The following is a 24,442-nucleotide window of genomic DNA, read 5'->3' as shown; positions in this document are numbered from 1 at the left end:
TACAAAGAGAATCAAGCTTCGAACATTGCCAAAACCGGCACAAGAAGAATCGAACGTGCGCGTTCCACGCCGATCCGCCTGGGGCGTCCAGCCATGAAAGGGCAACGGTGCCGTACGAATGTCAGGGGTTTGGCCAGAGCCGCGAAGGGTCGATGGCGGCCAGGTGGGTGCAGCCGGTGAGCGCCATGGTCACCTCCAGCTCGGTGCGCAGCAGGTGCAGCACGTGGGCGACGCCGGAAGCACCGGCCGTGGCCAGGGCCTGGACGTAGGGCCGCCCCACCATGACCGCGCGGGCGCCCAGGGCCAGGGCCTTGAACACGTCGCTGCCGCGCCGCACACCGCCGTCGAGGATCAGGGGCACGCGCCCGCCCACGGCCTCGGCGATGGCTGGCAGCACGTCCAGCGTCGCCGGCAGGCCGTCGAGGGTGCGTCCGCCATGGTTGGACACGACGATGCCGGCCACGCCCTGCTCCACCGCGCGCACGGCGTCGAGGGGGTTCATCACGCCTTTCACCCACACCGGCAGGTGCGTCAGGGATTGCAGCCATTCCAGGTCGCGCCAGGTGGGCGCGTGCTGCAGCAGGGTGCTGCCGAACAGCGGGCTGGCGCCGGGTTGGGCCACGCTGGGGGGCAGTGTGCGCATGCCCCGCAGGTTCACCGCCTCGATGCCCTCGGGCAGTTGGAAGCCGGCACGCTGCTCGCGGTTGCGCAGGCCGTTCACCGGGGCGTCCACGGTGACCATCAGGCCGCGGTAGCCGGCGGCTTCGGCGCGCCGCACCAGCTCGCGGGTGAAGTCGCGGTCCGCCTGGATGTAGAGCTGGAACCAGAGGGGCGCCTGGGCGGCCTGGGCGATGGCTTCGAGGCTGACGCTGGCCTGGGTGCTGACCACCAGGGCGGCGCCCATGGCCGAGGCGCCGAGGGCGCTGGCCAGTTCGCCGTCCGGGTGGGCCAGGCGCTGGAAGGCCACCGGGGCCAGCAGGATGGGGTAGTCCAGCGTCAGGTCGCCGAGCTGCACGCGGGTGTCGCCGCTGCCCAGGTCTTCCAGCACGCGGTTGAGCAGGCGCACGCGGCGGAACGCGGCGAGGTTGTCGGCCAGGGTCTGCTCGTCCGCCGCGCCGCCGCTGAGGTAGGCCCAGGCGGCGGGGCTCATGCGTTCACGGGCGAAGGCCTCGTAGTCGCCGACGGCGGCGATCTCGGCGGGAATCCGCGGCAACGGCGGCAGGCTCATGGGGCGTTCCTCGGGTCTCAGGTGGTCGACCAGTGCCGCAACAGGTTGTGGTAGACGCCGGAGAGCTGCACCAGCGCAGGGTGCTCGGGCACGCTCTGGCCGAGCTGCTGGATGGCACTGTCCAGCTCCAGCAGCATGGCGCGCTGGTTGTCCTCGCGCACCAGGCTCTGGATCCAGAAGAAGGCGGCCAACCGCGCGCCACGGGTGACCGGTTCGACGCGGTGCAGGCTGCTGCCGGGGTAGAGCACCAGGTGGCCGGCGGGCAGCTTGACCCGGTGGCTGCCGTAGGTGTCTTCCACCACCAGTTCGCCGCCTTCGTAGTCGTCCGGGTCACAGAAGAACAGGGTGGCGGACAGGTCGCTGCGCACCCGGTGGTGGGTGCCGGGGACGCTGAAGATGGCGTTGTCGATGTGGTTGCCGTAGGTGCCGCCGCCGCTGTAGCGGTTGAAGCGTGGCGGCAGCACCTTGAGCGGCAGGGCGGCGGCGATGAACTGCGGGTGGCTGCCGAGGCGGTCGACGATGAAGTCGCCGATCTGCTGCGCCAGGGGGTCGTCCGGGGCCAGTTGCTGGTTGTCCTTGCTGCGCACGGCCATGTGCCCGGCGGTGCTGCGTCCGTCCACCCAGGCGGCGCGCTCCAGGGCTTCGCGGCACTGGCGCACTTCGTCGGCGGTGAGGACGTCGGGGATATGGAACATCACGCGGGCTACCCTCCCGGGCCGAACAAAGGCTGCTGATAAGCGTTCGCAAATGAGGCGCTCATCTTACTCGCCTGCCGGCAGCCAAGGAACCGGGACAAAGCGCCGCGCCCGCAGGCGCGGCGGGGCCGTCAGAACGACAGGGTGGCGTTGAGGGTGGCGGCGCGGGCGTCGCCGTACTCGATGGCGGAGGAGCGGGCGCCGGTGCTGCCTGTGCCCTGCTGGGTGCCGAGCTGGGTGCGGACGCGCTCGACGTACTGGCGGTCGAACAGGTTGTCCAGGTTCAGCTGCAGGTCGAAGGAGTCGCTGACCCGGTAGCCGAGCATGGCGCTGTGGACCCAGTAGGCAGCGAGCTTGACGCCGTCGTCGCTGGCGGTGAGGTTGCGCTGGCTGACGTAGCGCGCACCGTAGCCGACGCGCCAGCCACCGTCGAAGTCGTAGGTGGACCAGAGGTTGAACGACTGCGGCGGGGTGTTGGCCAGGGCCTGACCCTTGGCCGAAACGCCGACGCGCTCGTTGACGGCCTTGAGGGTCTCGCTGTCCATGAAGGTGAAGGTGCTGAACACCTTCCAGCGCTCGTTGAGTTCGCCGGTCAGCCCCAGCTCCAGCCCCTGCACACGTTGGTTGCCGGCGAGGATGGTGGTGCCGTCGGTGAGCTGGGTGCGGGCGTTGAGCTTCTCGACGCGGAACAGCGCGGCGTCCAGCTGCAGGCGCCGTTCCAGCAGCTCCCACTTGGTGCCCAGTTCCCAGGTGCGGTTCTTCTCCGGGTCGAGCTTCTCGGTGGCGGCGCTGAGGCCGGCACCATTAGTGGCGATGTTCTCCGCACTGGGGTTGAAGGAGGTGCCGTAGGCCAGGTAGAAGCGCCCGTTCTCCACCGGTTTGTAGACCAGCCCGGCACGGCCGCTGAGGTGCTCGTCGCTGGAGCGGTTGTCGGTGGCCACCCAGTTGCCTTTGGTGAGCTTGTAGTCGTCAGCGTCGCCGTCGAGCCAGTCGTAGCGCAGGCCGAGGTTGAGGTCCCACTGCGGGTTCAGGGCCAGGGTGTCGAAGGCGTACAGGGCGCGGTCGTACAGGCGGGTGGCGAGGTAGCCGGAGTTGCTTCGCTGGGCCGGCCCGCTCCAGTAGCCGGGCGGATCGGCCAGGGGGTAACCCTCGTCGGGGAACTTCAGGCCGTAGTCATAGGTGGTGCGGTGGTAGGTCTCGCGGGAGAACTCCGCGCCGGTCACCAGGGTGTGGCCGATGCCGAGGGTGTCGAACTCGGCGGTGACGTTGGTCTGGTTGATCCACATGCGGCTGGTGACGTCGCGGCCGTAGGCCTGGGGGCCGGCGGGCAGGTACTGGCCGGGGGCGAGGACGGGGCCCGGCGCACCACTACCGCGGCGGCGGTCGAGGTTGATGTGGGCGGCGGAGATCACCGTGTCGCGCTCCACCTCGCTGTAGCGGGTGAGGTTCTGCAGGCTCAGCTGGTCATTGAAGCGGTGCTCCAGGCGCACGGTGAAGGCGTCGCTGTCGATGCGCTCGCGGTCGAGGTTGCGCCAGCCGAAGTAGGCGTTGCGCTTGACCCCGGCCACGCGTTTGCCGTCGAAGGCCGGGACCCCGTAGTCCGGGTCGTTGTCGTCGCGCTGGTGGAAGTAGCTCAGCGTCAGGCTGGTGTCCTCGCCCAGGCCCAGCAGCAGCGAGGGGGCGATGCCCCAGCGCTCGCGTTCCAGGCGCTTGCGGCCGGGGATCTCGTCGTCGTGGGCCATGAGGTTGAGGCGGAAGGCACTGCCGCTGCCCAGCTCCTGCAGGGGCTGGTTGGTGTCCAGGGTAAGGCGCCGGTAGTGGTCGCTGCCCAGGCCCAGGCCGAGCCGGCTGAAGGCTTCGAAGCCCGGCTGCTTGCTGATCTGGTTGACGCTGCCGCCGGTGGTGCCGGCGCCGCCGAACACCGAGTTGGGGCCCTTGATGACCTCCACCTGCTCGATGTTGAAGGTGTCGGTGCGATTGTTCTGGGCGCTGTCGCGCAGGCCGTCGATCTGCAGGTTGGTGCTGGCGGAGAAGCCACGGATGTTGAGGTTGTCCCCCGAGCCGCCACCGCCCTCCCCGGCGTTGAAGGTGATGCCGGAGACGTTGGAGAGCACCTCGCGCAGGCTCAGAGCCTGCTGGTCGCGCATCACTTCGGCGGGCACCACGGTGATGGTCTGGGGGGTGTCGAGCAGGGGCACGGCGTTCTTCGCCGAGGCGGAGCGCTCGGTGCGGTAGCCGTCGCTGCGCCGCTCTTCGACGTGCAGTGTCTCCAGTTCCAGGCCGGCATTGCTGCGCGGTGGCTCGGCGGCGACGAGGGGGCCGGCGGCCAGGCCGATGCCGACGGCGAGCAGGGTGCGTGGGCCCGGTTGCGGGCGCAGGGCAAGGCGTTTCATGGAAGGTCCTCCCGGTGGTGAGGGGAGGCAACCTATTTGATAAGGATTCTCATGAACATCCGCAAAAGCACGCTTGGGAAATGCCCTTGCGGCAAACGGATTCCACCTACACGAAAACGACAAAGCCCGCCGTGAAGGCGGGCTTTGCCGGGGTGAAGCCCTTACAGGTAGTAGGACTTCAGCGGCGGGAAGCCGTTGAATTCCACCGCGCTGTAGCTGGTGGTGTAGGCACCGGTGGAGAGCCAGTAGAGGCGGTCACCGCTGGCCAGGTTCAGCGGCAGGCCGTACTTGTAGTTCTCGTACATGATGTCGGCGCTGTCGCAGGTGGGGCCGGCGATGACCACTTCTTCCATTTCGCCTTTCTTCTCGGTCCAGATGGGGAACTTGATGGATTCGTCCATGGTTTCGATCAGGCCGGAGAACTTGCCCACGTCGGTGTAGACCCAGCGCTCGACGGCGGTGCGGGACTTGCGCGCCACCAGTACCACTTCGCTGACGAGGATGCCGGCGTTGGCGATCAGGGAGCGGCCCGGCTCAAGGATGATCTCCGGCAGTTCGTCACCGAAGTCTTCCTTGAGGAAGCGGGTGATCTCCTCGGCGTAGGTCTCCAGGCTGTTGGTGCGCTGGATGTAGTTGGCCGGGAAGCCGCCGCCCATGTTGATCATCTTCAGGGTGATGCCGTCCTCTTCCTTCAGGCGCTCGAAGATCACCTTGACCTTGGCGATGGCGGCGTCCCAGACGTCGATGTCGCGCTGCTGGCTGCCGACGTGGAAGGACACGCCGTAGGGGTCCAGGCCCAGTTGCTTGGCGAGGATCAGCAGGTCCAGCGCCATGTCCGGGTTGCAGCCGAACTTGCGCGACAGCGGCCAGTCGGCGGAGGTGGAGCCCTCGGTGAGGATGCGCACGTAGACCTTGGCGCCGGGGGCGGCCTTGGCGATGTTGCGCAGGTCGGCCTCGGAGTCGGTGGCGAACAGGCGCACGCCCTTCTCGTAGAAGTAGCGGATGTCGCGTGCTTTCTTGATGGTGTTGCCGTAGCTGATACGCTCCGGGCCGACGCCGGTCTTCATCACCTTGTCCAGCTCATAGATGGAGGCGATGTCGAAGTTGGAGCCCTTCTCGCGCAGCAGCTCGGTGATCTCGGTGGCCGGGTTGGCCTTCACCGCGTAGTAGATCTTGGCGAAGGGGAAGCAGCTGACCAGCTGGTCGTAGGAGTCGGCGATGGTCTGCTTGTCGATCACCACGAAGGGGGTCTCGTGCTGATCGGCAAAGGCCTTCATGCGCTGGAAAGTGGCGGGTGCGAAATAGTCTTCGACCTTGATCGACATGCTAGGGACTCCAAATGGCTGAACGGTTCTGAAAAGGTGGAGTGGTTTCGTGACATACGAAACCGCGAACGCCTGACAGTTTCCCCACTTTGGTTCGCCTACTTCCCAAGGCATGTCGCCGAGCATCACCGGTACCGGGCAAGGGCGCCGGTAACCTCTCGTCGTCAGTACTTGAGCCGGATGGATCGTTTCCAGCATGGACGTTCGGGCGCGCACTTTAGGACTGCATGTCCTACATGGCAACCAGAAAATGCCGCCGTTTCGCATCCGATTGTCGCTTGCGTGGTTGATTGTTTTTTATCCTCAACGAAGCGTCCGGAATGCTGCACAAAACCGCGTTCTTGAGCCCCTTCACGGATTTTGCGTTGGCCTGGCGGAACGCGTTCCGTATCCTTCCCGACTTCCCCCATGGACAGGCCCACACGAAGGAGTCGCATGCTCGATCTCGCCGCCAGCTTCATCGTCTTCACCACCTTCATCACCTACCTCAACTACCGCTTCACCCGGCTGCCGCCGACCATCGGCATCATGGCCACGGCGCTGCTGTTCTCGGCCATCGCCATCGGCCTGTCCGAGCTGGGCTACCCGATCCTCCACGAGGAGTCCCGCGAGCTGCTGCGGCGCATCGACTTCTCCTCGGTGCTGATGACCTGGTTCCTCCCCGCGCTGCTGTTCGCCGGTGCGCTGCACGTGGACCTGCGCGACCTGCACAGCTACAAGTGGCCCATCGGCCTGCTGGCCACCGCCGGTGTGCTGGTGTCCACCCTCGCGGTGGCGCTGCTGGCGTACTACAGCTTCGGGCTGTTCGGCTGGCAGGTGGACTTCATCTATTGCCTGCTGTTCGGTGCGCTGATCTCCCCCACCGACCCCATCGCGGTGCTGGGCATCCTCAAGTCCGCCGGGGCGCCGAAGCCGCTGGCGACCACCATCGTCGGCGAGTCGCTGTTCAACGACGGCACGGCGGTGGTGGTGTTCGCCATCCTGCTGAGCGTGCTGAACCTGGGCGAGGCGCCCACGGTGGCCGGCGTGGCCGGGATGTTCCTGCACGAGGCGGTGGGCGGCGTGCTGTTCGGCGCGGCCCTGGGCTACGGGGTGTTCCTGATGATGCGCAGCATCGACCAGTACCAGGTGGAGGTGATGCTGACCCTGGCGCTGGTGATCGGTGGCGCGGCGCTGGCCAACCACCTGCACGTGTCGGCGCCGCTGGCGATGGTGGTGGCGGGCCTGATCATCGGCAACCACGGCCGCACCCTGGCCATGTCGGACGAGACCCGCCGCTACCTGGACAAGTTCTGGGAGCTGATCGACGAGATCCTCAACGCCCTGCTGTTCGCGCTGATCGGCCTGGAGCTGCTGTTGCTGCCGCTGAGCTGGCTGCACGTGGCGGCGGCCATGGCCCTGGGGGCATCGGTGCAGCTGTCGCGCCTGCTGACCCTGGCACCGGCCATCGTCCTGCTGCGGCAGAAGGCCCTAGGCCGTCGCCAGGTGCCCCGTGGCGCGATCCGCATCCTCACCTGGTGCGGCCTGCGCGGCGGTGTGTCGGTGGCCCTGGCGCTGTCGCTGCCGCCAGGCGAGGAGCGCGACCTGCTGCTGACCCTGACCTACATCGTGGTGCTGGTGTCGATCCTGGTGCAGGGCCTGTCGATCGGCTCGCTGGTGCGCTGGATCTACCCCGGCCAGGCGCCGCGCGGCGAGCAAGGCGAACACTAGCCCTGCACACCGGATCGCCGGCCTCTACTGAAGCCGGCGATCCGCTATAATCCCGCGCTTTTCCGGGCTCCCTGCCCGCCCTCGTTTCCAGCCAGGCAAGCACCCATGACCATCCAGGCCGCCGAAGTCGCCAAACGCCGCACCTTCGCCATCATTTCCCACCCGGACGCCGGTAAGACCACCATCACCGAGAAGCTGCTGCTGATGGGCAAGGCGATTGCCGTCGCCGGCACCGTGAAGTCGCGAAAGTCCGACCGTCACGCCACCTCCGACTGGATGGAGATGGAGAAGCAGCGCGGCATCTCCATCACCACCTCGGTGATGCAGTTCCCCTACCGCGAGCACATGATCAACCTGCTCGACACCCCCGGCCACGAAGACTTCTCCGAAGACACCTACCGCACCCTGACCGCGGTGGACTCGGCGCTGATGGTCCTCGACGGCGGCAAGGGCGTCGAGCCGCGCACCATTGCGCTGATGGAAGTCTGCCGCCTGCGCGACACGCCCATCGTCAGCTTCATCAACAAGCTGGACCGCGACATCCGCGACCCCATCGAACTGCTCGACGAGATCGAGGCGGTGCTGAAGATCAAGGCCGCGCCCATCACCTGGCCGATCGGCTGCTACAAGGACTTCAAGGGCGTGTACCACCTGGCCGAGGACAAGATCATCGTCTACGTGCCGGGCCACGGTCATGAGCGCATCGAGACCAAGGTCATCGAGAAGCTGGACTCCGACGAGGCCCGCGCGCACCTGGGTGATCTCTACGACAACTTCCTCGAAGAGCTGGAGCTGGTGCAGGGCGCCTGCCACGTCTTCGAGAAGGACGCCTTCCTCAAGGGCGAGATGACCCCGGTGTTCTTCGGCACCGCGCTGGGCAACTTCGGTGTCGACCAGGTGCTCGACTGCATCGTCGACTGGGCGCCGCAGCCTCTTGAGCGTGGCACCCACGAGCGCACCGTGGCGCCCACCGAGGAGAAGTTCTCCGGCTTCGTGTTCAAGATCCAGGCGAACATGGACCCGAAACACCGCGACCGCATCGCCTTCATGCGCATCTGCTCGGGCAAGTACGAGAAGGGCATGAAGATGCGCCACGTGCGTCTGGGCAAGGACGTGAAGATCGCCGATGCGCTGACCTTCTTCTCCAGCGAGCGCGAGCAGCTGGAAGAGGCCTTCGCCGGCGACATCATCGGCCTGCACAACCACGGCACCATCCAGATCGGCGACACCTTCACCGAAGGCGAGGCCCTGGGCTTCACCGGCATCCCGCACTTCGCCCCGGAACTGTTCCGCCGCGTGCGCCTGAAGGACCCGCTGAAGTCCAAGCAGTTGCGGCAGGGCCTGCAGGAACTGGCCGAGGAAGGCGCCACCCAGGTGTTCTTCCCCGAGCGCAACAACGACATCATCCTCGGTGCCGTGGGCGTGCTGCAGTTCGACGTGGTCGCCAGCCGCCTGAAGGAGGAATACAAGGTCGAGTGCGCCTACGAGGCGATCAACGTCTGGTCCGCACGCTGGATCGAGTGCAAGGACGAGAAGAAGCTCAAGGAGTTCCAGGACAAGGCCTTCGAGAACCTCGCCGTGGACGGCGGTGGCCACCTCACCTACCTGGCCCCGACCCGCGTGAACCTCAGCCTGATGGAAGAGCGCTGGCCGGACGTGAAATTCCGCGCCACCCGCGAGCACCACTGATTCGCCCCTCGGCACGGAGGCGCCGCCCGCTGGCGGCGCCTCTGGGCTAGGCTGACAGCCAGCCCCCAGGCAGCCGACCACCATGCTGATCGACACACACACCCACCTGGACTTCCCCGAATTCGATGCCGACCGCTCGGCCGTGCTGCAGCGCGCCCGTGCACTGGGCGTGGAGCGCCAGGTGCTGATGGGGGTGTTCGAGGCCAATTGGGCGCGCATCTGGCACCTGGCCGAGACCGAACCGGACCTGTATGCCGCCTTCGGCCTGCACCCCATCTACCTCGCCGACCACCGCCCCGAGCACCTGGCAGCCCTACGCCAGCGCCTGGAGGCCCTGGCCGGCCACCCGAAGCTGTGTGCGGTGGGCGAGATCGGCCTCGACTACTTCCTCCCCGAACTCGACCGCGACGCCCAGCAGGCGCTGTTCGAGGCACAACTGGCGCTGGCCGTCGACCTGCACCTGCCGGCCCTGCTGCACGTGCGTCGCAGTCACGCGGCGGTGATCGCCACCCTCCAGCGCATCCGCCCTGCCCGGGGCGGCATCGTCCATGCCTTCGCCGGCAGCTACGAGGAGGCCCGCGAGTACCTGAAGCTGGGCTTCCGCCTGGGCTTGGGCGGCGCCCCCACCTGGCCCCAGGCCAACCGCCTGCGCAAGGTGGTGCCGCGCCTGCCCCTGGACGCCATCGTGCTGGAGACCGATGCGCCGGACATGGCGCCCGCCATGCATCCACACCAGCGCAACAGCCCGGAATACCTGCCGGCGATCTGCGCCAACCTCGCCGAACTGGTGGGGCTGACGCCGGATGCCCTGGCGGCGACCAGCAGCCGGAATGCCTGCGAGCTGTTCGGCTGGGCGCCGTTCCCAGGCTGAAGCCCGGGCCACGACCTATCCCGTAGGCCAACAAACGAAAAGCCCGCCGATTGGCGGGCTTTTGCTTGCGGCTAACGATCAGACGCGGAACGCGCCGATCAGCTGCTTGAGCTGCGCGACCAGGTCGGACAGCTGGCGGCTGGCCTGTTCGGTCTGGCTGGCCCCTTGGGCGGTGCGTTCGCCGGCGCTGTTGATCTCGACGATGTTCTGGTCGATGTCGTGGGCGACGGCGGTCTGCTGCTCGGCAGCCGCAGCGATCTGCTGGTTCTGGTCGACGATCATCCCCACGGCGCCAAGGATGTTCTCCAGCGCCTGCTGCACGCGGCCGGACTGGTTGACGGTGCCGCCGGCCATCTGGTGGCTGGTGTTCATCGCCTTCACGGCCGCGCCGACACCACCCTGCAGGCGGGCGATCATCTGTTCGATCTCCTCGGTGGACTGCTGGGTGCGCTTGGCGAGGGTGCGCACCTCGTCGGCCACCACGGCGAACCCGCGCCCCTGCTCGCCGGCACGGGCGGCTTCGATGGCGGCGTTGAGGGCGAGCAGGTTGGTCTGCTCGGCGATGCCCTTGATCACTTCCAGCACCCGACTGATGGAGGCGCTGTCGGACGCCAGCTGGTTGATGACGTTCACCGACTGCTCGATCTCGTGGGCCAGGCGTTCGATGCTGCCCAACTGGGACTCCACCAGGCTGCGGCCGTTGACGGTCTCTTCGTTGACGCTGTGGGCACTGCTGACGGCGGCCGCCGCGCTGCGCGCCACTTCCTGGGCGGTGGCGGACATCTGGTTCATGGCGGTGGCGACCTGCTCGATCTGGCTGCGCTGCCCGGCGACGGCGAGGTTGCTCTCCTCGGACACCTGCTGGACGCGGCCGGCCTGGCGTTCGACCTCCGAGACGGTCTGGCCGACCAGCTGGATCAGGTCATGGATCTTGGCCACGGTGGCGTTGAACACCTGCCCCAGCTCGCCCAGTTCGTCGCGGCTTTCGGCCTGGAAGCTGACGGTCATGTCACCGGCGGCCACCTGGTCGAGCACCTTGCCGAGGCGCTTGAGGGTGGTGCGGGTGGAGACGTAGAAACCGCTGTAGAGGTAGACGATGGCGAGGAAGACACCCACCAGCGCCACCACCAGCAGGATGGTCTGGACGCGCTTCTCGCCGAGGCGCTTGTCCAGGTCGCTGCGCAGGAACTCCAGGGCGGCGTCGTTCAGCGCGTAGGTCTTGTCCATCAGCGCGCTGGCCTGGTCGTAGAAGCTGGCCCAGGGCGTGTCGAGGGTATCAGCCATGATCACCTGCTCCTCGAACAGGGTGGCGGCCTCCTTGAGGGTGGCGCGGCTGGCGTCGGCCTGCTGGCTGAGGGCGGCCTGGGCGCGCGGGTTGCCGCTGAGGGCGTCCTGCAGCTTGAGGCCGTACTCGCTGCCGAGCTTCTCCAGGTCCAGCAGCAGGTCGTCGAGCTTGGTGCTGGCGGCGGAGTTGAGGAAGCCCTGGCCCAGGGAATAGGAACCGATGGCACGCCCCTGGCTGATGCCGGCGGTGACATCGGGGGTGACGCTGGTGATCAGCTCGGCCACCTGGCGCACATCGCGCTGGCTGTCCTGGCTGAGGCCGGCCTGGCTGGCGACCAGCTTGATGAAGACCTGGGCATTGCCGAGGAGCTTCTCGATCATCGCGCTCTTGCTCTGCAGGGAGGTTTCCTTCTGCGCGGCCTGGAGGGCGTTGAGCATTTCGTCGCGCTTGGTGTTGAACTCGGTGACCTGCTCGGCGTCGGTGGTGACCGGCTGAAGCGCCTTGAGGGCCGCGAGCACGTCCTGTTCCACGCGGGTGACGCGGCTGTCGAGGTCGCCCGCCTGGCCGGACTGGCCGATCAGGGAGTTGATCAGCACCAGGTCGTTGAGGCTTTCCAGGTTGCGCCGCAGGCCCTGGCTGGCGTGCAGCAGGTCCAGGCTCTGCAGTTCATTGCGGGTGCTGACGAACTGCTCGTAGGACTCGCGAACGAGGAAGTAGTTGGTGACGATCATCGGCAGGAAGAACAGCACGCTGATCAGACTGAACTTCATGCCGAAGCTGAGGCGATTCATCAGCGCGATGGCCGGATACAGCAGAGTCTTCACACGACGTCTCCTGGCTTGCTTATTTATTGTTATGCGGCGTCTTGGACGGAATCAGGATGGCACGGTGACAGCATGCCGTCCCCTATCGCCCGACCTGCGGCAGACCGATCAGGGCGTCCTATGCCCGGCGATAAAAGTGACGGATATCACAAAAGACCCTCACTCGACGCAGGCCCTGTGTACCTGATATCGGCGAGGGTTTCTGTAACTTAAGGTTAAGAACGGCTACAGATCAACGCGAAAGGCGCCGTCAGAAGAACAGCGTCCACAGGGCGAAACCCGCGTACCAGAGCACGGCGGAACGGACCAGCAGGTGCCACAGGGCGTCCAGGCTGGCCACCCCCTCCTCGCCCGCGCTGGACTCGGGCAGCTCGCCGGCAGCACGCCCGGCGATCACCACGAAACGCTCGGCGGACATCTCCCAGTTGAGCAGCTCATGCAGCAGTACGCGGCTGACAGCGACGAAGTTGCCCACCAGGGAGAAGCTGGCCGCCAGTACCCGCACCGGTACCCAGTCGAAGGCATGCCGCACCTGGCGGGCCTGCTCGCGGATGGCGGGGGACGCGGCGCGCTCCTCGGCCAGGGCCAGCAGGCGGTAGGCCAGGGCCGCCACCGGGCCCAGCAGGAAGTACCAGAAGATCACCGCGAAGAAGCTCTGGTAGGCCTGCCAGACCAGGTGCTCCTGCACCCGCATCAGCAGGTCGTCGCCCTCCTCCACCCGCAGGCCCAGGTCGCGCTCGGCGACATGCAGGGCACCCTGGGTATCGCCCCGGCGCCAGGCGTCGCGGAAGGAGCCGAGGTCGGCCTGGACATCACCACGGCCAAGGGCGAACACCACCACCAGCAGGTGCACCGGCAGGGCCAGCCAGCCATAGGCCAGGGGCTGCAGCAGGGTCAGCAGCAGGGCCAGCGCCACCAGCGGCAGCACCACCCAGATCCCCAGCGCCAGCCAGGGCCGCCCCGCCAGGGGGCGGCTGGCGGCGGCGCCATCCAGCTGCCGCAGCCAAGCACTGTCCCGTTGCAGGCGCTGGCGCCAGTTGGAGAGTTTCTCGATCCACAGCACCAGCAGCAGTACCAGGAAGCTCATGGGGTCATCTCCTTATGCAGCAGGCTGGCGCGCAACCGCGCCCAGTCGAAAGCGGGCCCCGGGTCGGTCTTGCGCACGGGGGCGATGTCGCTGTGGCCGCAGACCCGCTCGGGGGTTATGGCGGGGTAGGCACGCAGCAAACCACGGGCCAGGCGGCCCAGGGCGTCGTACTGGGCATCGCTGTAGGGCAGGTCGTCGGTGCCTTCCAGTTCGATGCCCAGGGAAAAGTCGTTGCAGTTCTCGCGACCTTCGAAAGAGGACTTGCCGGCGTGCCAGGCGCGGTCGAGACAGGAGACGAACTGGGTCACCCGGCCGTCGCGCTCGATGAGGAAGTGTGCGGACACCTGCATGTCGGCGATGCCGGCGAAGTAGGGATGCTCGTCGGCGCCCAGGCGGTTCTGGAAGAACTCCACCACCTTGCCGGTGCCGAACTGGCCCGGGGGCAGGCTGATGTTGTGGATGACCAGCAGGGAGATTTCCCCGTGCGGACGGGCATTGAAGTTGGGCGAGGGGCAATGGCGGGCGTCTTCACACCAGCCGGTGGCGATGTCCGGTTGCATGGCGGCTCCTTGATCCGCCGACACTCTAGAGCAGCCTGCTGCCCGGGCCAAGGCCCGGAAACGCAGACGCCCGGCCGGGGCCGGGCGTCCTGGGTGAAGCGCCTGGATCAGGCGCCCTTGAGCTTGCGCAGGTTGCCGATCACCGATTCCAGGGCCCGGTCGAACAGCAGGGCGTCGTCCAGCAGGCGGATGGCGCCACGGCGGAACTCCACGGCCAGGCCCATGCGGGTCTTCTCCAGCACCTTCATGCCGGTGCGGTTGACGAAGATGTACTTGCCGGTGGGCTTGATGATCGCCGCCAGCTTGCAGCGGACCTTGTGGTCCTCGTCTTCCTGAAACTCGACCCAGCTGCCGACACGCAGGTTGTCCACCTGGTCCAGGGCCTCGTCGCCCTCGGGCAGCGAGGCTTCCGGCTCGGGCGCGCGGCTTTCGCCGGGCGCCAGCAGGATGATCTCTTCCACCACCTCGACCATGGCCGGCGCTTCTGCAGCGGCTTCCAGCTCCAGTTCGGGCAGGTCCACGACCAGGGCGGCATCTGCGGCGATCGGCGCATCGGGCTCGGCGACGTCGGCCACCACCGGCTCCGGCTCGGGGCGCTTGAAGCGCTGGAAGGCCTGGACATGCAGGGATTCCAGCTGGCTGAAGAATTCGCTGGTGGAGAACGGGTCGAAGGCGGCGCTGGTCAGCCCTTCGCGCAGCGACTTGAGCAGGCCAGGCACCAGTTCCAGCAGGCGCATGCGGGCCTCGGGCGCCTCGTGGGGCTCCACGCTCCAGATCAGGTCGTCCATGGTGGCCAGGGTGGCACGCCATTCTTCGGAGTCTGCACCGTACTTGAGGCAGGTGAGCAGCATCACCTTGCTCCAGGCTTCCTGCAGCAGGCGCACCACCACTTCGGGCAGGGTACGGCCAAGCAGGCGCTCGTTCAGGGCCTGCTCCACCTGCTGGCGAGCCAGCTCGGCCTTGGCGCGGCCTTCTTCGGCGTCACGGGTGCGCTGTTCCAGCAGCTCGCTGCGGCGGCGCTCGTCGCCGGTGTAGGCGAGGAAGTCGGACAGCAGGTCGGAGAAGATGCCCGGATCGTCGACGAAATCGTTCAGCAGGCGCAGCACCACCTGTTCGATGCGCTGGTAGAGCACGTCGCGCTGGAGGTCGTCCTGCTCGCTCCAGCCCATGGCGGCCGAGGCGATCTCGTTGAGCAGGCGGCGCGCCGGATGGCTGCCGCGGCTGAAGAAGGTCTTGTCCAGCACGGCGACCTTGAGCATCGGGATCTGCAGGCGGCCAATGAGGGCCTTGAGCGAATCCGGCAGGGAGCGGTCGTCGAGGATGAATTCGAAAAGCATCGACACCAGGTTGATGACGTCGTCATCCACCTGGCCGACCACTCGGGAGCGGCCGCTCTTGGCGCTGGCGCGGGTGAGCAGGCTGTCCAGCTGGAAGCGGACGTCGATATCGTCCACCTTCTGGGCGGACAGGTGCTGCTGCAGGTGCGACAGCAGGCGCATGAGGTCGTTGCTGGTGATGGGCACGGCATCGGCCGGCACCTCACGGCGGGGCAGCCCGCTGCCACGCACTTCGGAGAGCAGGGCCTGCAGGGCGCCGAAGACTTCCTGGACCTCTTCGCTGGCCATGTCAGCGACGACACCGGCGGCATCCCCGCCAGCAGCAGCGGAACGCGCGGCACCCGGGGTGCGCCCCTGGGGACGGCGGGCCGGGGGGGCGGACTTCAGCTCCGGCAGCACGCCGGCGGTGATCAGCAGCTGGTTGGCTTCGGCGTAGAGCTGGTCCAGTTCGGTCAGCACGTACTTGTCGAACAGCTTGAAGATGATCAGCTTGACCTTGATCTCCACGCCCAGGCTGCGGCAGGCGTCGAGGAAGGCCTCGCACAGGGCGCGCGGGCCGAGCGGGTTGGTGCGGTCGTCGATCTTCTTGCTGACGAGGGTATTGATGCGGGTGGTGAGGTGGCTGAGGGCCACGGCATCACGGCTCATCACCTTGGACACCATGGTGTCCTGGGCGACGGACTCTTCGAGGTCGTCGTTCTGGACCAGGCTCAGGCTCTCGAACGACACCGCGTCGAGCTGCGGCGCGCGGCCGATCTCGTACTGGTTGAGGTTGGAGAAGGTCTCGAAGACCTTTTGCAGGAAGCCACGCTCGATGCTCTTGCGCTTGAGGCGCAGGTCGCGCATGGCTTCGAAGAATGCATTCTGCTCGGCGTTGCTGGTCGCGCGGTCGGCCATCTGGAAGAGAGTGTCGTCCGCGTTGTCGAACAGCGCCTGCAGCGCTTGCTTGAGCTGTTGTGCAGCCTTGTCGCGCACCTGGATGAGTGCCACGGGCAGCCTTCCTACCGGCGAAGTTGGCGTTTGCTCGGAGGCGCCCTTGAGAGGCACCACGTTCGCGTCGGTCTGCATAGCGAGTCTCCCGCAGCCGACCACCTGGGACAGGGGATTCGGACTGCTCAGCTACGTCGAAGGATCACTTCAACGTCAAGCCTCTGGCGTCAAATAGAGAAATTCAGACTCATTATAGGGATACTCGTTCCGCAACCAAGGGGACACTTCCTGCAGTTATGACGCATGTCACACAGAACCCAACCCTTGTAGGCACGCGGCTGACAGCCGGTGCCGTTCTGAATATCTAGCAGAAAGCCAGCGACCGTTACCACCGCCGCTGCACCGGCGGTCCGCCGGCCTCTATAATCGCGCCATCTCGCAGCGGAGCCTCCCATGCCCAACCTGACCCTTGCCGACCTGAGCGCGGAAATCGAAGCCAACGTACGACGCGCGCTGACCGAGGACATCGGCAGCGGCGACATCACCGCACAGCTCATCCCCGAGGAACGCCTCGCCCATGCCACGGTGATCACCCGCGAAACCGCTGTGATTGCTGGGACCGCGTGGGTCGACGCGGTGTTCCGCCAACTCGACCCACGCGTGGCCGTGCATTGGCAGGTGGCGGACGGTGATCGCGTCCAGCCCAACCAGCCCCTCTTCCACCTGGAAGGCCCGGCGCGGGCACTGCTCAGCGGCGAACGCAGCGCGCTGAACTTCCTCCAATGCCTCTCCGGCGTCGCCACCCGCGTCGCTCACTATGTGGACCTGGTAAAAGGCACCTCGGTGAAGCTGCTGGACACCCGCAAGACCCTGCCCGGCCTGCGCCTTGCGCAGAAGTACGCCGTCACCTGCGGCGGCGGGCATAACCATCGGATCGGCCTGTACGACGCCTTCCTGATCAAGGAAAACCACATCGCCGCCTGCGGCGGAATCACCCAGGCCATCAACGCCGCACACCGCATCGCACCCGGCAAGCCGGTTGAAGTGGAGGTGGAAAACCTGGACGAACTGCAACAGGCGCTGGATGCCGGTGCCGACATCATCATGCTGGACGAGCTGAGCCTCGACGACATGCGCACCGCCGTGCCCCTCACCGCCGGCCGCGCCAAACTGGAAGCCTCCGGCGGCATCAACGACACCACCCTGCGCACCATCGCCGAGACGGGAGTCGACTACATCTCCATCGGCACCCTGACCAAGGATGTCCGGGCGGTGGACCTGTCCATGCGGCTCAGCCTCTGAGGGCGAACCGCCAGAAAGCAAAAAGCCCCGCGATTGCGGGGCTTTTTGTTGAGCTGGTGCCGGAAACAGGAATCGAACCTGCGACCTTCGCGTTACGAGTGCGCTGCTCTACCTACTGAGCTATTCCGGCGGCGGGGCGGAAATTAGCACCCCTCTTCCCGTAAGGCAATCACTGCCCAACTACACTGGAGAGAGGCGAGAAGTCGACGCTGGGGAACGCACGCTCAGCCTCTCCAAGCTGTGACAAGACATTCTCCATCGACTCGTCCCCATAATAGATTCGCATGTCTTCAATAGTCTTGAAGCTCTCAGCGGTGTTTCCAGTGGCGTATTGCAAAATTGCAAGCCGCCCCAGAACGGTGTCGTACGGCAAGTGGCGCCTGAGCCTCTCAAGCGCCACCAATTCCTGCTGAGCCGTTTTGGGAGAAACCTCGAAATTGGCGATATAAACCAGATACCCATAAGGCTCCATAAGAGGATCCCTAATAAGCGAATCGACAAAGACATACTGACTTGAATCGGTAGGCGCCCGCACCAGGTACTGCTTCAAAGACCAGTAGAATCGCTCAACAAGTGGCACATACACAACAGCAGTTACACAAAACACGAAAGCAAGAATAACAGAGAACGCCTTCCCCAATTTCAGACCAACTTGGACCTGCTCCCTACCCAACGCCCCCAAAACAAGCAAATTCAAAACAAAGAAATGCATGAGCCAGTAAGGAAACTCAAAAAAACTATAGACACTAAAAATCAACAATATCGATACTGGAAGCACACGCCGCAGATCCGCAGCCGCACGCCACCACCCCCTCATGCCCAAGGCGAAGAAGAGCAAAAGCCAAAGTCCACCAAAAACACCCAATTCAACAAGAAACTGCAACAATAAATTATGGGAATGAATAAAGAAGCCCGCCGGAGAAAGCACACCTAAGTCGATATGCTTCGCAAAGGCCATTTCGCCATAATTACCTATACCCACGCCGAGCAAGGGATGCTCACGGAACACCTGCCAAGCGATGGCCCACTCCCTGAGACGCCCAGAGCTGTCTCCTCCCTTGCCACCAAATGCCGCGAGCCTTTCATCAACCACGACGTTAGCCGCCCCCGCCCCCAACAACTGGCTCAGTAGGCCACCAAACGGCTGCAACAGCACCAACACCGCCAAGCCCGCCAACACTACAGACATGAACCTGCCTGCATTGAGCCGTCTGAATTGCAGCGACAAAAGCAGAGCCAGTACGAACCACGCCAAAACCACCGAGCGAGTCCAGGTCAACACAATACAAATGATAAAAATCAAAGAGGATGACACGACTCCGAACACACCCACCTTGCCACGCTGAAACAACCACCCTGCCGACAAGACGCCCAACAGGCATACAAAAGCAAAGTAATTGCTATGTCCGATGAGCCCCATCATCCGCTCTGATCGGTACATGGGAATGAATACTGATATATCCCGCCAAAGCAGATCAAAATGACGTAGCAGCCCAACCACTGCACACACCAAGGCCGAATAAAACAACACCACAGCCAGGACGTCAGAAACCTCATGGTCGTCCCAGTTGACCTGCTCACTGATCAGCAGCGCCAACCCGCCGACGAACCAAAACAATATATAGAACAGCTTGAAAGCAACGAACGAGGCACTGTGCACTAGAGCTGAAGCAAGAAACAGTCCCCCTAGAAGGAGCCAAAGAGCGGACCAAAGGGAAAATTTCAGATCAGGTCTTCGCCACATCAGCCATGCCGAGCAGGCGAAAACCCCCAGAGTGACCAGCAACTCCTCAATGTAGTTGGGGAAGGGGTAGAGATGCAGCGGTATACAGAAAGACAGGCCAACGACAACCACCGCTAACGCAAAGATTGGGCGAGCGCTTGAGTTCAGGTGCATTCTTAGGGACTCATTGACATTTTTTGTCAGTGCGACAGTTAAACCAGCCCGCCGGCACCCGCAGAAATGCGGGTCCGAAAAACTGGCAAGGGAATTGCTTGGGAGGATGTCAGCTGCGAATGCAGCCGTAAACACCACATTTGGAGATTCACGAATGAAAGCACAGAAAGGCTTCACCCTGATCGAACTGATGATCGTCGTCGCGATCATCGGCATCCTGGCAGCAATCGCCATCCCCGCCTACCAGAACTACATCGGCCGCTCGGAAGCCGCCACTGGCCTGGCTGCCATCGCACCGCTGAAAACTGCTGTAGAAGACTACTACGCCCAAGGCCGCAACGAAGCCTCCATCTCCGTCACCACCCTCGGTAGCGCAGCAACCGCCAGCCCGCTGGGTCAGATTTCCACCACCACCTTTGCCAGCGGCGCGGGCACACTGGTCTTCAGTTTTGGTGTGAACGGCACCTCTGGCGTCAAAACTTCCGGCAAGACCATCACCCTGTCCCGCAACGCTAGCGGTACTTGGACTTGCCTTACTACCCTGGATCCGGAATTCCAACCTCGCAACTGCAAGTAATGGTTTGAGCTCCAATTGGAAGGCGCCTTTATGGCGCCTTCTTCCTTTAACGCCCCTCTCCAGCTTCACTTCGTTTTAGAATTTCGGCTATAACCCCAAGATTACCGTCACAGACAGCTAGCGCCCATATGAATGACAGCATAAATCTTTCCGGCTTGGCCAAGCAGATGGTCCTCGCAAAGCTGATGGACGAAAAAGGTGCCCAGCAGGCGCAGCTACAGGCTCAACGCAACAAGCTTTCGCTGGTTACCTACCTGGTGCAGAACAAGCTGGTCAAAAGCCGGGCGCTTGCGGAATTGGCCGCCGAGCAGTTCGGGGTCGCTTTCTTCGATTTAGGGGCCATTGATAAGGAGGGACAGCCCAAGGAACTGATCAGCGAAAAACTGATCCGGCAACACCGCGTAATACCGCTATGGCGCAGAGGCAACAAGTTGTTCGTCGGGGTTTCCGACCCCACTAACCATCAGGCCGTGACAGATATTCAGTTCAGCACGGGCCTCACCACGGAGGCAATCCTGGTCGAGGACGACAAGCTGGGCGATGCCATCGAGAAGTTCTTCGATAGTCCCAGCTCTGGTATGGAAGAACTCGGTGACGTCGACCTGGACGGGGTCGACATCGAGGCCGTTGACGACGACAAGCAAGACAGCGGCGCAGGCGACAGTGCCGACGACGCCCCTGTTGTGCGCTTCGTCAATAAAATGCTTCTGGACGCGATCAAAGGTGGCTCTTCTGACCTGCACTTCGAACCCTACGAGCGCTCCTACCGAGTCAGGTTGCGAACCGATGGAATCCTTCACGAAGTGGCACGCCCCCCGATTCAACTGGCCAGCCGTATCTCAGCACGCTTGAAAGTCATGGCAGCCCTTGACATTTCCGAGCGTCGCAAACCGCAGGACGGCCGGATCAAGATGAAGATATCCAAGACCAAGGCCATCGACTTTCGTGTCAACACACTGCCCACTCTCTGGGGTGAGAAGATCGTGATGCGGATCCTTGACCCGTCCAGCGCGCAGATGGGTATCGATGCCCTTGGTTATGAAGAGGTGCAAAAAGAGCTCTACCTGAACGCCCTGAAGCAACCCCAAGGCATGATCCTGGTGACTGGCCCTACGGGTTCGGGAAAGACGGTCTCGCTCTACACCGGTCTCAATATTCTCAACACTGTCGACATCAACATCTCCACTGCTGAAGACCCGGTGGAGATAAACCTGGAAGGTATCAACCAGGTCAACGTCAACCCACGCCAAGGCATGGACTTCGCCCAGGCTCTTCGCGCCTTCTTGCGTCAGGACCCGGACGTGATCATGGTCGGTGAAATTCGCGACCTTGAGACGGCTGAAATCGCCATCAAGGCGGCACAGACTGGCCACATGGTGATGTCCACGTTGCACACCAACAGCGCTGCGGAAACCTTGACGCGATTAAGAAACATGGGCGTTCCTGCGTTCAACATTGCAACCTCGGTCAACCTGATCATTGCCCAGCGCCTCGCCCGAAAGCTCTGCAACTCCTGCAAGAAGGATGTCGAGGTGCCTCGAGACACTCTGATCAAGGAGGGTTTCCCCGAGGACAAGATCGGCACGTTCAAGATTTACGGCCCCGTCGGCTGCGATAATTGCAAGGGTGGCTACAAAGGCAGGGTCGGTATTTATGAAGTGGTTAAAAACACGCCGGCACTGCAGCGCATTATCATGGAGGAAGGCAACTCCATCGATATCGCAGCGCAGATGCGCAAAGACGGCTTCAATGATTTGCGCGCCTCGGGCCTGCTGAAAGCCATGCAAGGCGTAACCAGCCTCGAGGAAGTCAACCGCGTGACCAAGGACTAATCCATGGCGGAAAAAGCAATAAAGGCAAGTGTCTTCAAATGGGAAGGCACCGACAAGAAAGGGGCCAAGGTCACTGGCGAGATCAGCGGCGTGAACCCGGCGCTGGTTAAGGCACAGCTCCGCAAGCAGGGTATCAACCCGCTCAAGGTGCGCAAGAAAACAGCATCACTTTTCAGCGCTGGCAAAAGAATCAAGCCAATGGATATTGCCTTGTTCACCAGGCAAATGGCCACGATGATGAAGGCTGGCGTACCCCTTCTGCAAAGCTTCGACATCATTGGCGATGGTGTAGAAAACCAGAATATGCGCAAGCTGGTGGATGAGGTGAAGCAGGAGGTAGCGGCAGGTAATAGCTTTGCCAACTCCTTGCGCAAGAAACCCATGTACTTTGATGAGCTGTATTGCAACCTGGTTGACTCAGGCGAACAGTCCGGCGCGCTTGAAACACTGCTGGATCGAGTCGCGACGTATAAGGAGAAGACCGAACAGCTGAAAGCCAAGATCAAGAAGGCCATGACCTACCCGATCGCAGTCTTGCTCGTAGCTGTCATTGTCACCATGATTCTACTCATCAAAGTGGTGCCACAGTTCCAAGACGTCTTCAAAGGTTTTGGCGCTGAACTTCCGGCCTTTACTCAAATGGTCGTAAACCTATCAGAGGCTCTTCAAACCTGGTGGCTCGTCATATTGATAGTTACCTTTGGTGCGGTGTTTGGTATTGGGCAGTTCTACAAGCGATCGCAGAAATTCCGTGACTCGGTAGATAGAGGCGTTCTTAAACTCCCGATTATTGGGGACATCGTCTACAAGTCTGCCGTGGCGCGCTATGCACGTACGCTTTCCACCACGTTCGCAGCAGGCGTTCCCTTGGTAGACGCCCTAGACTCCGTATCTGGGGCCACTGGCAACGTCGTATTCAAGAATGCCGTTGGCAAGATCAAACAAGATGTATCAACAGGCATGCAGCTTAACTTCTCCATGCGGACTACCGGCGTATTCCCCTCCATGGCCATCCAGATGACAGCCATTGGTGAAGAGTCCGGCGCACTGGACACCATGCTCGATAAGGTCGCGTCCTTTTACGAAGAAGAAGTCGACAACGCAGTGGACAACCTGACTACCCTGATGGAGCCGATGATCATGGCTGTACTCGGTGTATTGGTTGGCGGTCTGATTGTCGCGATGTACCTCCCCATCTTCACGCTCGGCTCGGTAGTAGGCTAAGTGACCGTTCTCGATTTCCTGGCCGGCAACTTGCCGGCCTTTGTTTTCTGCGTATTTCTCCTCGGCCTTTTGGTCGGCAGTTTCCTCAACGTGGTCATTTACCGTTTGCCGGTGATGATGTTCCGCGATTGGAAAGTCCAAGCCCGCGAGGCCCTGGAGTTACCGCCGGAGCCACCAGGCGAGACGTTCAACCTGGTTCTGCCGAACTCCCGTTGCCCCCATTGCCAGCATGAGATCAAGGCCTGGGAGAACATCCCGGTGGTGAGCTGGCTGGCCCTGGGCGGCAAGTGTTCGTCGTGCAAGGCACCGATCAAGAAGCGCTATCCGCTGGTGGAACTGGCCTGCGGGCTGCTTTCCGCCTACGTCGCCTGGCACTTCGGTTTCACCTGGCAGGCGGGTGCCTTCCTGGTGCTGACCTGGGGTTTGCTGGCGATGAGCATGATCGACATCGACCACCAGCTGCTTCCTGATTCCCTGGTGCTGCCGCTGCTCTGGCTCGGGCTGATCGTCAACAGCCAGGGCCTGTTCACCGGGCTGGAGGATGCCCTCTGGGGCGCGGTAGGCGGCTACCTGAGCCTGTGGAGCGTGTACTGGGTGTTCAAGCTGGTGACCGGCAAGGAAGGCATGGGCTATGGCGACTTCAAGCTGCTGGCCATGCTCGGCGCCTGGGGTGGCTGGCAGGTGCTTCCGCTGACCATCCTGCTGTCGTCCCTGGTCGGCGCGGTACTGGGGATCATCATCCTCAAGCTGCGCGATGCCGACAGCGGCACGCCCATTCCCTTCGGCCCCTACCTGGCAATTGCCGGCTGGATCGCATTGCTCTGGGGTGATCAAATAACCGGGACCTATCTGCAGTTCGCCGGTTTCAAATGACCACACCCTGGATTCTTGGCCTCACAGGCGGCATCGGCAGCGGCAAGAGTGCCGCTGCTGCTCATTTCAACGCCCTGGGCGTCCACATGGTGGATGCCGATCACGCCGCCCGCTGGGTGGTGGAGCCCGGCCGCCCCGCCCTGGCTCGCATTGCCGAGCATTTCGGCGAAGGCGTCCTCCTGGCCGACGGGCAGCTCGACCGCGCCGCCCTGCGCCAGCACATCTTCCAGCACCCGGAGGAACGCCGCTGGCTGGAAAACCTGCTGCATCCGCTGATCAACCAGGAGATCGCCAGCAACCTGGCGGAGGCCAAGTCCCCCTACGCCATCCTGGTTTCCCCGCTGCTCATCGAGTCCGGGCAGCACCGCATGACCCAGCGCGTGCTGGTGGTGGACGTCCCCGAGGCCCTGCAAGTGCAGCGCACCATGGCCCGCGATGGCGTCTCCGAGGAACAGGTCCAGGCCATCCTCAAGGCCCAGGCTGACCGGGACAAGCGCCTGGCTGCCGCCCACGACGTGCTGCTGAATGACCGGGACCTGGCCTGGATGCGCACCGAAGTCGAACGACTGCACGCCTTCTATCTGACACTGCGAGGAGGCCAGCCATGAGCCAACCCATGACCGTTGAATGCCCCACCTGCGGAGCGCCCGTCGAATGGGGCCCGCAAAGCCCCAACCGGCCCTTCTGCTCCCACCGCTGCAAGCTGATCGACCTGGGCGCCTGGGCCGCTGAAGAGCACGCCATACCCGGTGACAACCTCGAGGATGAGCTGTTCTCCGGTGACCTCCCTGATCGCCACTGAT

At 63.8% G+C, this 24,442-nt stretch carries 19 protein-coding genes, 1 tRNA gene and 1 pseudogene; 10 read left to right on the top strand and 11 right to left on the bottom strand.

Annotated features, from left to right (window positions below; all coding sequences use genetic code 11):
* Positions 1–121: 121 nt before the first annotated feature.
* The 4 genes from RTK35_RS12400 to RTK35_RS12385 form a co-directional block, all read right to left on the bottom strand.
* Positions 122–1,228 carry an alpha-hydroxy acid oxidase gene (locus RTK35_RS12400; protein WP_316908133.1) on the bottom strand — a complete coding sequence of 369 codons (1,107 nt, stop codon included), beginning with the start codon at positions 1,226–1,228 and terminating at the stop codon, positions 122–124.
* A gap of 17 nt (positions 1,229–1,245) precedes the next feature.
* Positions 1,246–1,926 carry a Fe2+-dependent dioxygenase gene (locus RTK35_RS12395; protein WP_316908132.1) on the bottom strand — a complete coding sequence of 227 codons (681 nt, stop codon included), beginning with the start codon at positions 1,924–1,926 and terminating at the stop codon, positions 1,246–1,248.
* 128 nt (positions 1,927–2,054) lie between these two features.
* Positions 2,055–4,316, bottom strand: coding sequence for a TonB-dependent siderophore receptor (locus tag RTK35_RS12390; protein ID WP_316908131.1), 2,262 nt, complete (start codon positions 4,314–4,316; stop codon positions 2,055–2,057).
* Positions 4,317–4,477: 161 nt separating this feature from the next.
* Positions 4,478–5,641, bottom strand: a complete 1,164-nt coding sequence (locus tag RTK35_RS12385; RefSeq protein WP_069559804.1) for a type III PLP-dependent enzyme — start codon at positions 5,639–5,641, stop codon at positions 4,478–4,480.
* A gap of 435 nt (positions 5,642–6,076) precedes the next feature.
* Between RTK35_RS12385 and RTK35_RS12380 the strand changes: the two genes are divergently transcribed.
* The 3 genes from RTK35_RS12380 (at position 6,077) to RTK35_RS12370 (ending at position 9,911) form a co-directional block, all read left to right on the top strand.
* Positions 6,077–7,351: a cation:proton antiporter gene (locus tag RTK35_RS12380; protein WP_172432758.1), complete on the top strand. Its 1,275-nt coding sequence runs from the start codon at positions 6,077–6,079 to the stop codon at positions 7,349–7,351.
* A 105-nt stretch (positions 7,352–7,456) separates the two neighbouring features.
* On the top strand, positions 7,457–9,040 hold the full coding sequence (locus RTK35_RS12375; protein WP_074971655.1) for a peptide chain release factor 3: 1,584 nt from the start codon (positions 7,457–7,459) through the stop codon (positions 9,038–9,040).
* Between the two features lie 82 nt (positions 9,041–9,122).
* On the top strand, positions 9,123–9,911 hold the full coding sequence (locus RTK35_RS12370) for a TatD family hydrolase (protein WP_316908130.1): 789 nt from the start codon (positions 9,123–9,125) through the stop codon (positions 9,909–9,911).
* 78 nt (positions 9,912–9,989) lie between these two features.
* On the opposite strand, the gene RTK35_RS30570 is transcribed toward RTK35_RS12370, so the two are convergent.
* The 5 genes and pseudogenes from RTK35_RS30570 to RTK35_RS12350 all read right to left on the bottom strand — a co-directional run bounded on the left by RTK35_RS30570 (position 9,990) and on the right by RTK35_RS12350 (position 16,072).
* Complete coding sequence (locus RTK35_RS30570) at positions 9,990–10,694, bottom strand: methyl-accepting chemotaxis protein (protein ID WP_410478667.1); 705 nt, start codon at positions 10,692–10,694, stop codon at positions 9,990–9,992.
* Between the two features lie 153 nt (positions 10,695–10,847).
* Positions 10,848–11,138: pseudogene (locus RTK35_RS30565) on the bottom strand (HAMP domain-containing protein); the annotation flags it as partial.
* A 1,132-nt stretch (positions 11,139–12,270) separates the two neighbouring features.
* Positions 12,271–13,107 (bottom strand): regulatory signaling modulator protein AmpE, encoded by an 837-nt coding sequence (gene ampE, locus RTK35_RS12360; RefSeq protein ID WP_182851845.1) that lies wholly within the window; start codon positions 13,105–13,107, stop codon positions 12,271–12,273.
* Complete coding sequence (gene ampD / locus RTK35_RS12355) at positions 13,104–13,667, bottom strand: 1,6-anhydro-N-acetylmuramyl-L-alanine amidase AmpD (RefSeq protein ID WP_316908128.1); 564 nt, start codon at positions 13,665–13,667, stop codon at positions 13,104–13,106. Before ampD ends, ampE begins: the two co-directional genes overlap by 4 nt.
* Positions 13,668–13,774: 107 nt before the next feature.
* A complete protein-coding gene (locus RTK35_RS12350; protein WP_316908127.1) occupies positions 13,775–16,072 on the bottom strand; it encodes a DUF1631 domain-containing protein in 2,298 nt (765 codons plus the stop codon).
* A gap of 315 nt (positions 16,073–16,387) precedes the next feature.
* Here RTK35_RS12350 and nadC point away from each other — a divergent pair, with 315 nt between their 5' ends.
* Complete coding sequence (gene nadC / locus RTK35_RS12345) at positions 16,388–17,236, top strand: carboxylating nicotinate-nucleotide diphosphorylase (protein ID WP_316908126.1); 849 nt, start codon at positions 16,388–16,390, stop codon at positions 17,234–17,236.
* A gap of 54 nt (positions 17,237–17,290) precedes the next feature.
* Here nadC and RTK35_RS12340 read toward each other — a convergent pair.
* Together RTK35_RS12340 and RTK35_RS12335 are read right to left on the bottom strand one after the other, a co-directional pair.
* Positions 17,291–17,366 (bottom strand) — tRNA-Thr (locus RTK35_RS12340).
* 39 nt (positions 17,367–17,405) lie between these two features.
* The gene (locus RTK35_RS12335; RefSeq protein WP_316908125.1) at positions 17,406–19,133 is read right to left on the bottom strand and encodes a PglL family O-oligosaccharyltransferase; all 1,728 of its coding nucleotides are present in this window, start codon (positions 19,131–19,133) and stop codon (positions 17,406–17,408) included.
* Positions 19,134–19,287: 154 nt separating this feature from the next.
* Between RTK35_RS12335 and RTK35_RS12330 the strand changes: the two genes are divergently transcribed.
* The 6 genes from RTK35_RS12330 to yacG all read left to right on the top strand — a co-directional run bounded on the left by RTK35_RS12330 (position 19,288) and on the right by yacG (position 24,441).
* Positions 19,288–19,710, top strand: coding sequence for a pilin (locus tag RTK35_RS12330; RefSeq protein WP_316908124.1), 423 nt, complete (start codon positions 19,288–19,290; stop codon positions 19,708–19,710).
* 128 nt (positions 19,711–19,838) lie between these two features.
* Positions 19,839–21,542, top strand: a complete 1,704-nt coding sequence (gene pilB, locus RTK35_RS12325; protein WP_316908123.1) for a type IV-A pilus assembly ATPase PilB — start codon at positions 19,839–19,841, stop codon at positions 21,540–21,542.
* 3 nt (positions 21,543–21,545) lie between these two features.
* Entirely contained in the window at positions 21,546–22,766 is a 1,221-nt protein-coding gene (locus RTK35_RS12320; protein ID WP_316908122.1) for a type II secretion system F family protein, read from the top strand.
* Positions 22,767–23,639 carry a prepilin peptidase gene (locus RTK35_RS12315; protein ID WP_309042242.1) on the top strand — a complete coding sequence of 291 codons (873 nt, stop codon included), beginning with the start codon at positions 22,767–22,769 and terminating at the stop codon, positions 23,637–23,639.
* Positions 23,636–24,247: a dephospho-CoA kinase gene (gene coaE, locus RTK35_RS12310; RefSeq protein ID WP_160481385.1), complete on the top strand. Its 612-nt coding sequence runs from the start codon at positions 23,636–23,638 to the stop codon at positions 24,245–24,247. Before RTK35_RS12315 ends, coaE begins: the two co-directional genes overlap by 4 nt.
* Positions 24,244–24,441 carry a DNA gyrase inhibitor YacG gene (gene yacG, locus RTK35_RS12305; RefSeq protein ID WP_044406857.1) on the top strand — a complete coding sequence of 66 codons (198 nt, stop codon included), beginning with the start codon at positions 24,244–24,246 and terminating at the stop codon, positions 24,439–24,441. The genes coaE and yacG overlap by 4 nt, the downstream gene beginning before the upstream one ends.
* Position 24,442 lies beyond the last annotated feature (1 nt).

Origin of the sequence: Pseudomonas sp. zfem003, assembly GCF_032621675.1 — a bacterium.
GTDB classification, from domain to species: domain Bacteria; phylum Pseudomonadota; class Gammaproteobacteria; order Pseudomonadales; family Pseudomonadaceae; genus Metapseudomonas; species Metapseudomonas otitidis.
The sequence above is the reverse complement of the archived record's forward strand: the minus strand, read 5'-3'. Positions and strand labels throughout refer to the sequence as shown.

Excerpts from the sequence above, each read along its gene's own strand:
- RTK35_RS12400 (WP_316908133.1), bottom strand. The coding sequence starts at position 1,228 with ATGAGCCTGCCGCCGTTGCCGCGGATTCCCGCCGAGATCGCCGCCGTC.
- RTK35_RS12390 (WP_316908131.1), bottom strand. The coding sequence starts at position 4,316 with ATGAAACGCCTTGCCCTGCGCCCGCAACCGGGCCCACGCACCCTGCTC.
- RTK35_RS12385 (WP_069559804.1), bottom strand. The coding sequence starts at position 5,641 with ATGTCGATCAAGGTCGAAGACTATTTCGCACCCGCCACTTTCCAGCGC.
- RTK35_RS12380 (WP_172432758.1), top strand. The coding sequence starts at position 6,077 with ATGCTCGATCTCGCCGCCAGCTTCATCGTCTTCACCACCTTCATCACC.
- RTK35_RS12375 (WP_074971655.1), top strand. The coding sequence starts at position 7,457 with ATGACCATCCAGGCCGCCGAAGTCGCCAAACGCCGCACCTTCGCCATC.
- RTK35_RS12370 (WP_316908130.1), top strand. The coding sequence starts at position 9,123 with ATGCTGATCGACACACACACCCACCTGGACTTCCCCGAATTCGATGCC.
- RTK35_RS30570 (WP_410478667.1), bottom strand. The coding sequence starts at position 10,694 with ATGTCCGCCACCGCCCAGGAAGTGGCGCGCAGCGCGGCGGCCGCCGTC.
- ampE (WP_182851845.1), bottom strand. The coding sequence starts at position 13,107 with ATGAGCTTCCTGGTACTGCTGCTGGTGCTGTGGATCGAGAAACTCTCC.
- ampD (WP_316908128.1), bottom strand. The coding sequence starts at position 13,667 with ATGCAACCGGACATCGCCACCGGCTGGTGTGAAGACGCCCGCCATTGC.
- RTK35_RS12350 (WP_316908127.1), bottom strand. The coding sequence starts at position 16,072 with ATGCAGACCGACGCGAACGTGGTGCCTCTCAAGGGCGCCTCCGAGCAA.
- nadC (WP_316908126.1), top strand. The coding sequence starts at position 16,388 with ATGCCCAACCTGACCCTTGCCGACCTGAGCGCGGAAATCGAAGCCAAC.
- RTK35_RS12335 (WP_316908125.1), bottom strand. The coding sequence starts at position 19,133 with ATGCACCTGAACTCAAGCGCTCGCCCAATCTTTGCGTTAGCGGTGGTT.
- RTK35_RS12330 (WP_316908124.1), top strand. The coding sequence starts at position 19,288 with ATGAAAGCACAGAAAGGCTTCACCCTGATCGAACTGATGATCGTCGTC.
- pilB (WP_316908123.1), top strand. The coding sequence starts at position 19,839 with ATGAATGACAGCATAAATCTTTCCGGCTTGGCCAAGCAGATGGTCCTC.
- RTK35_RS12320 (WP_316908122.1), top strand. The coding sequence starts at position 21,546 with ATGGCGGAAAAAGCAATAAAGGCAAGTGTCTTCAAATGGGAAGGCACC.
- coaE (WP_160481385.1), top strand. The coding sequence starts at position 23,636 with ATGACCACACCCTGGATTCTTGGCCTCACAGGCGGCATCGGCAGCGGC.
- yacG (WP_044406857.1), top strand. The coding sequence starts at position 24,244 with ATGAGCCAACCCATGACCGTTGAATGCCCCACCTGCGGAGCGCCCGTC.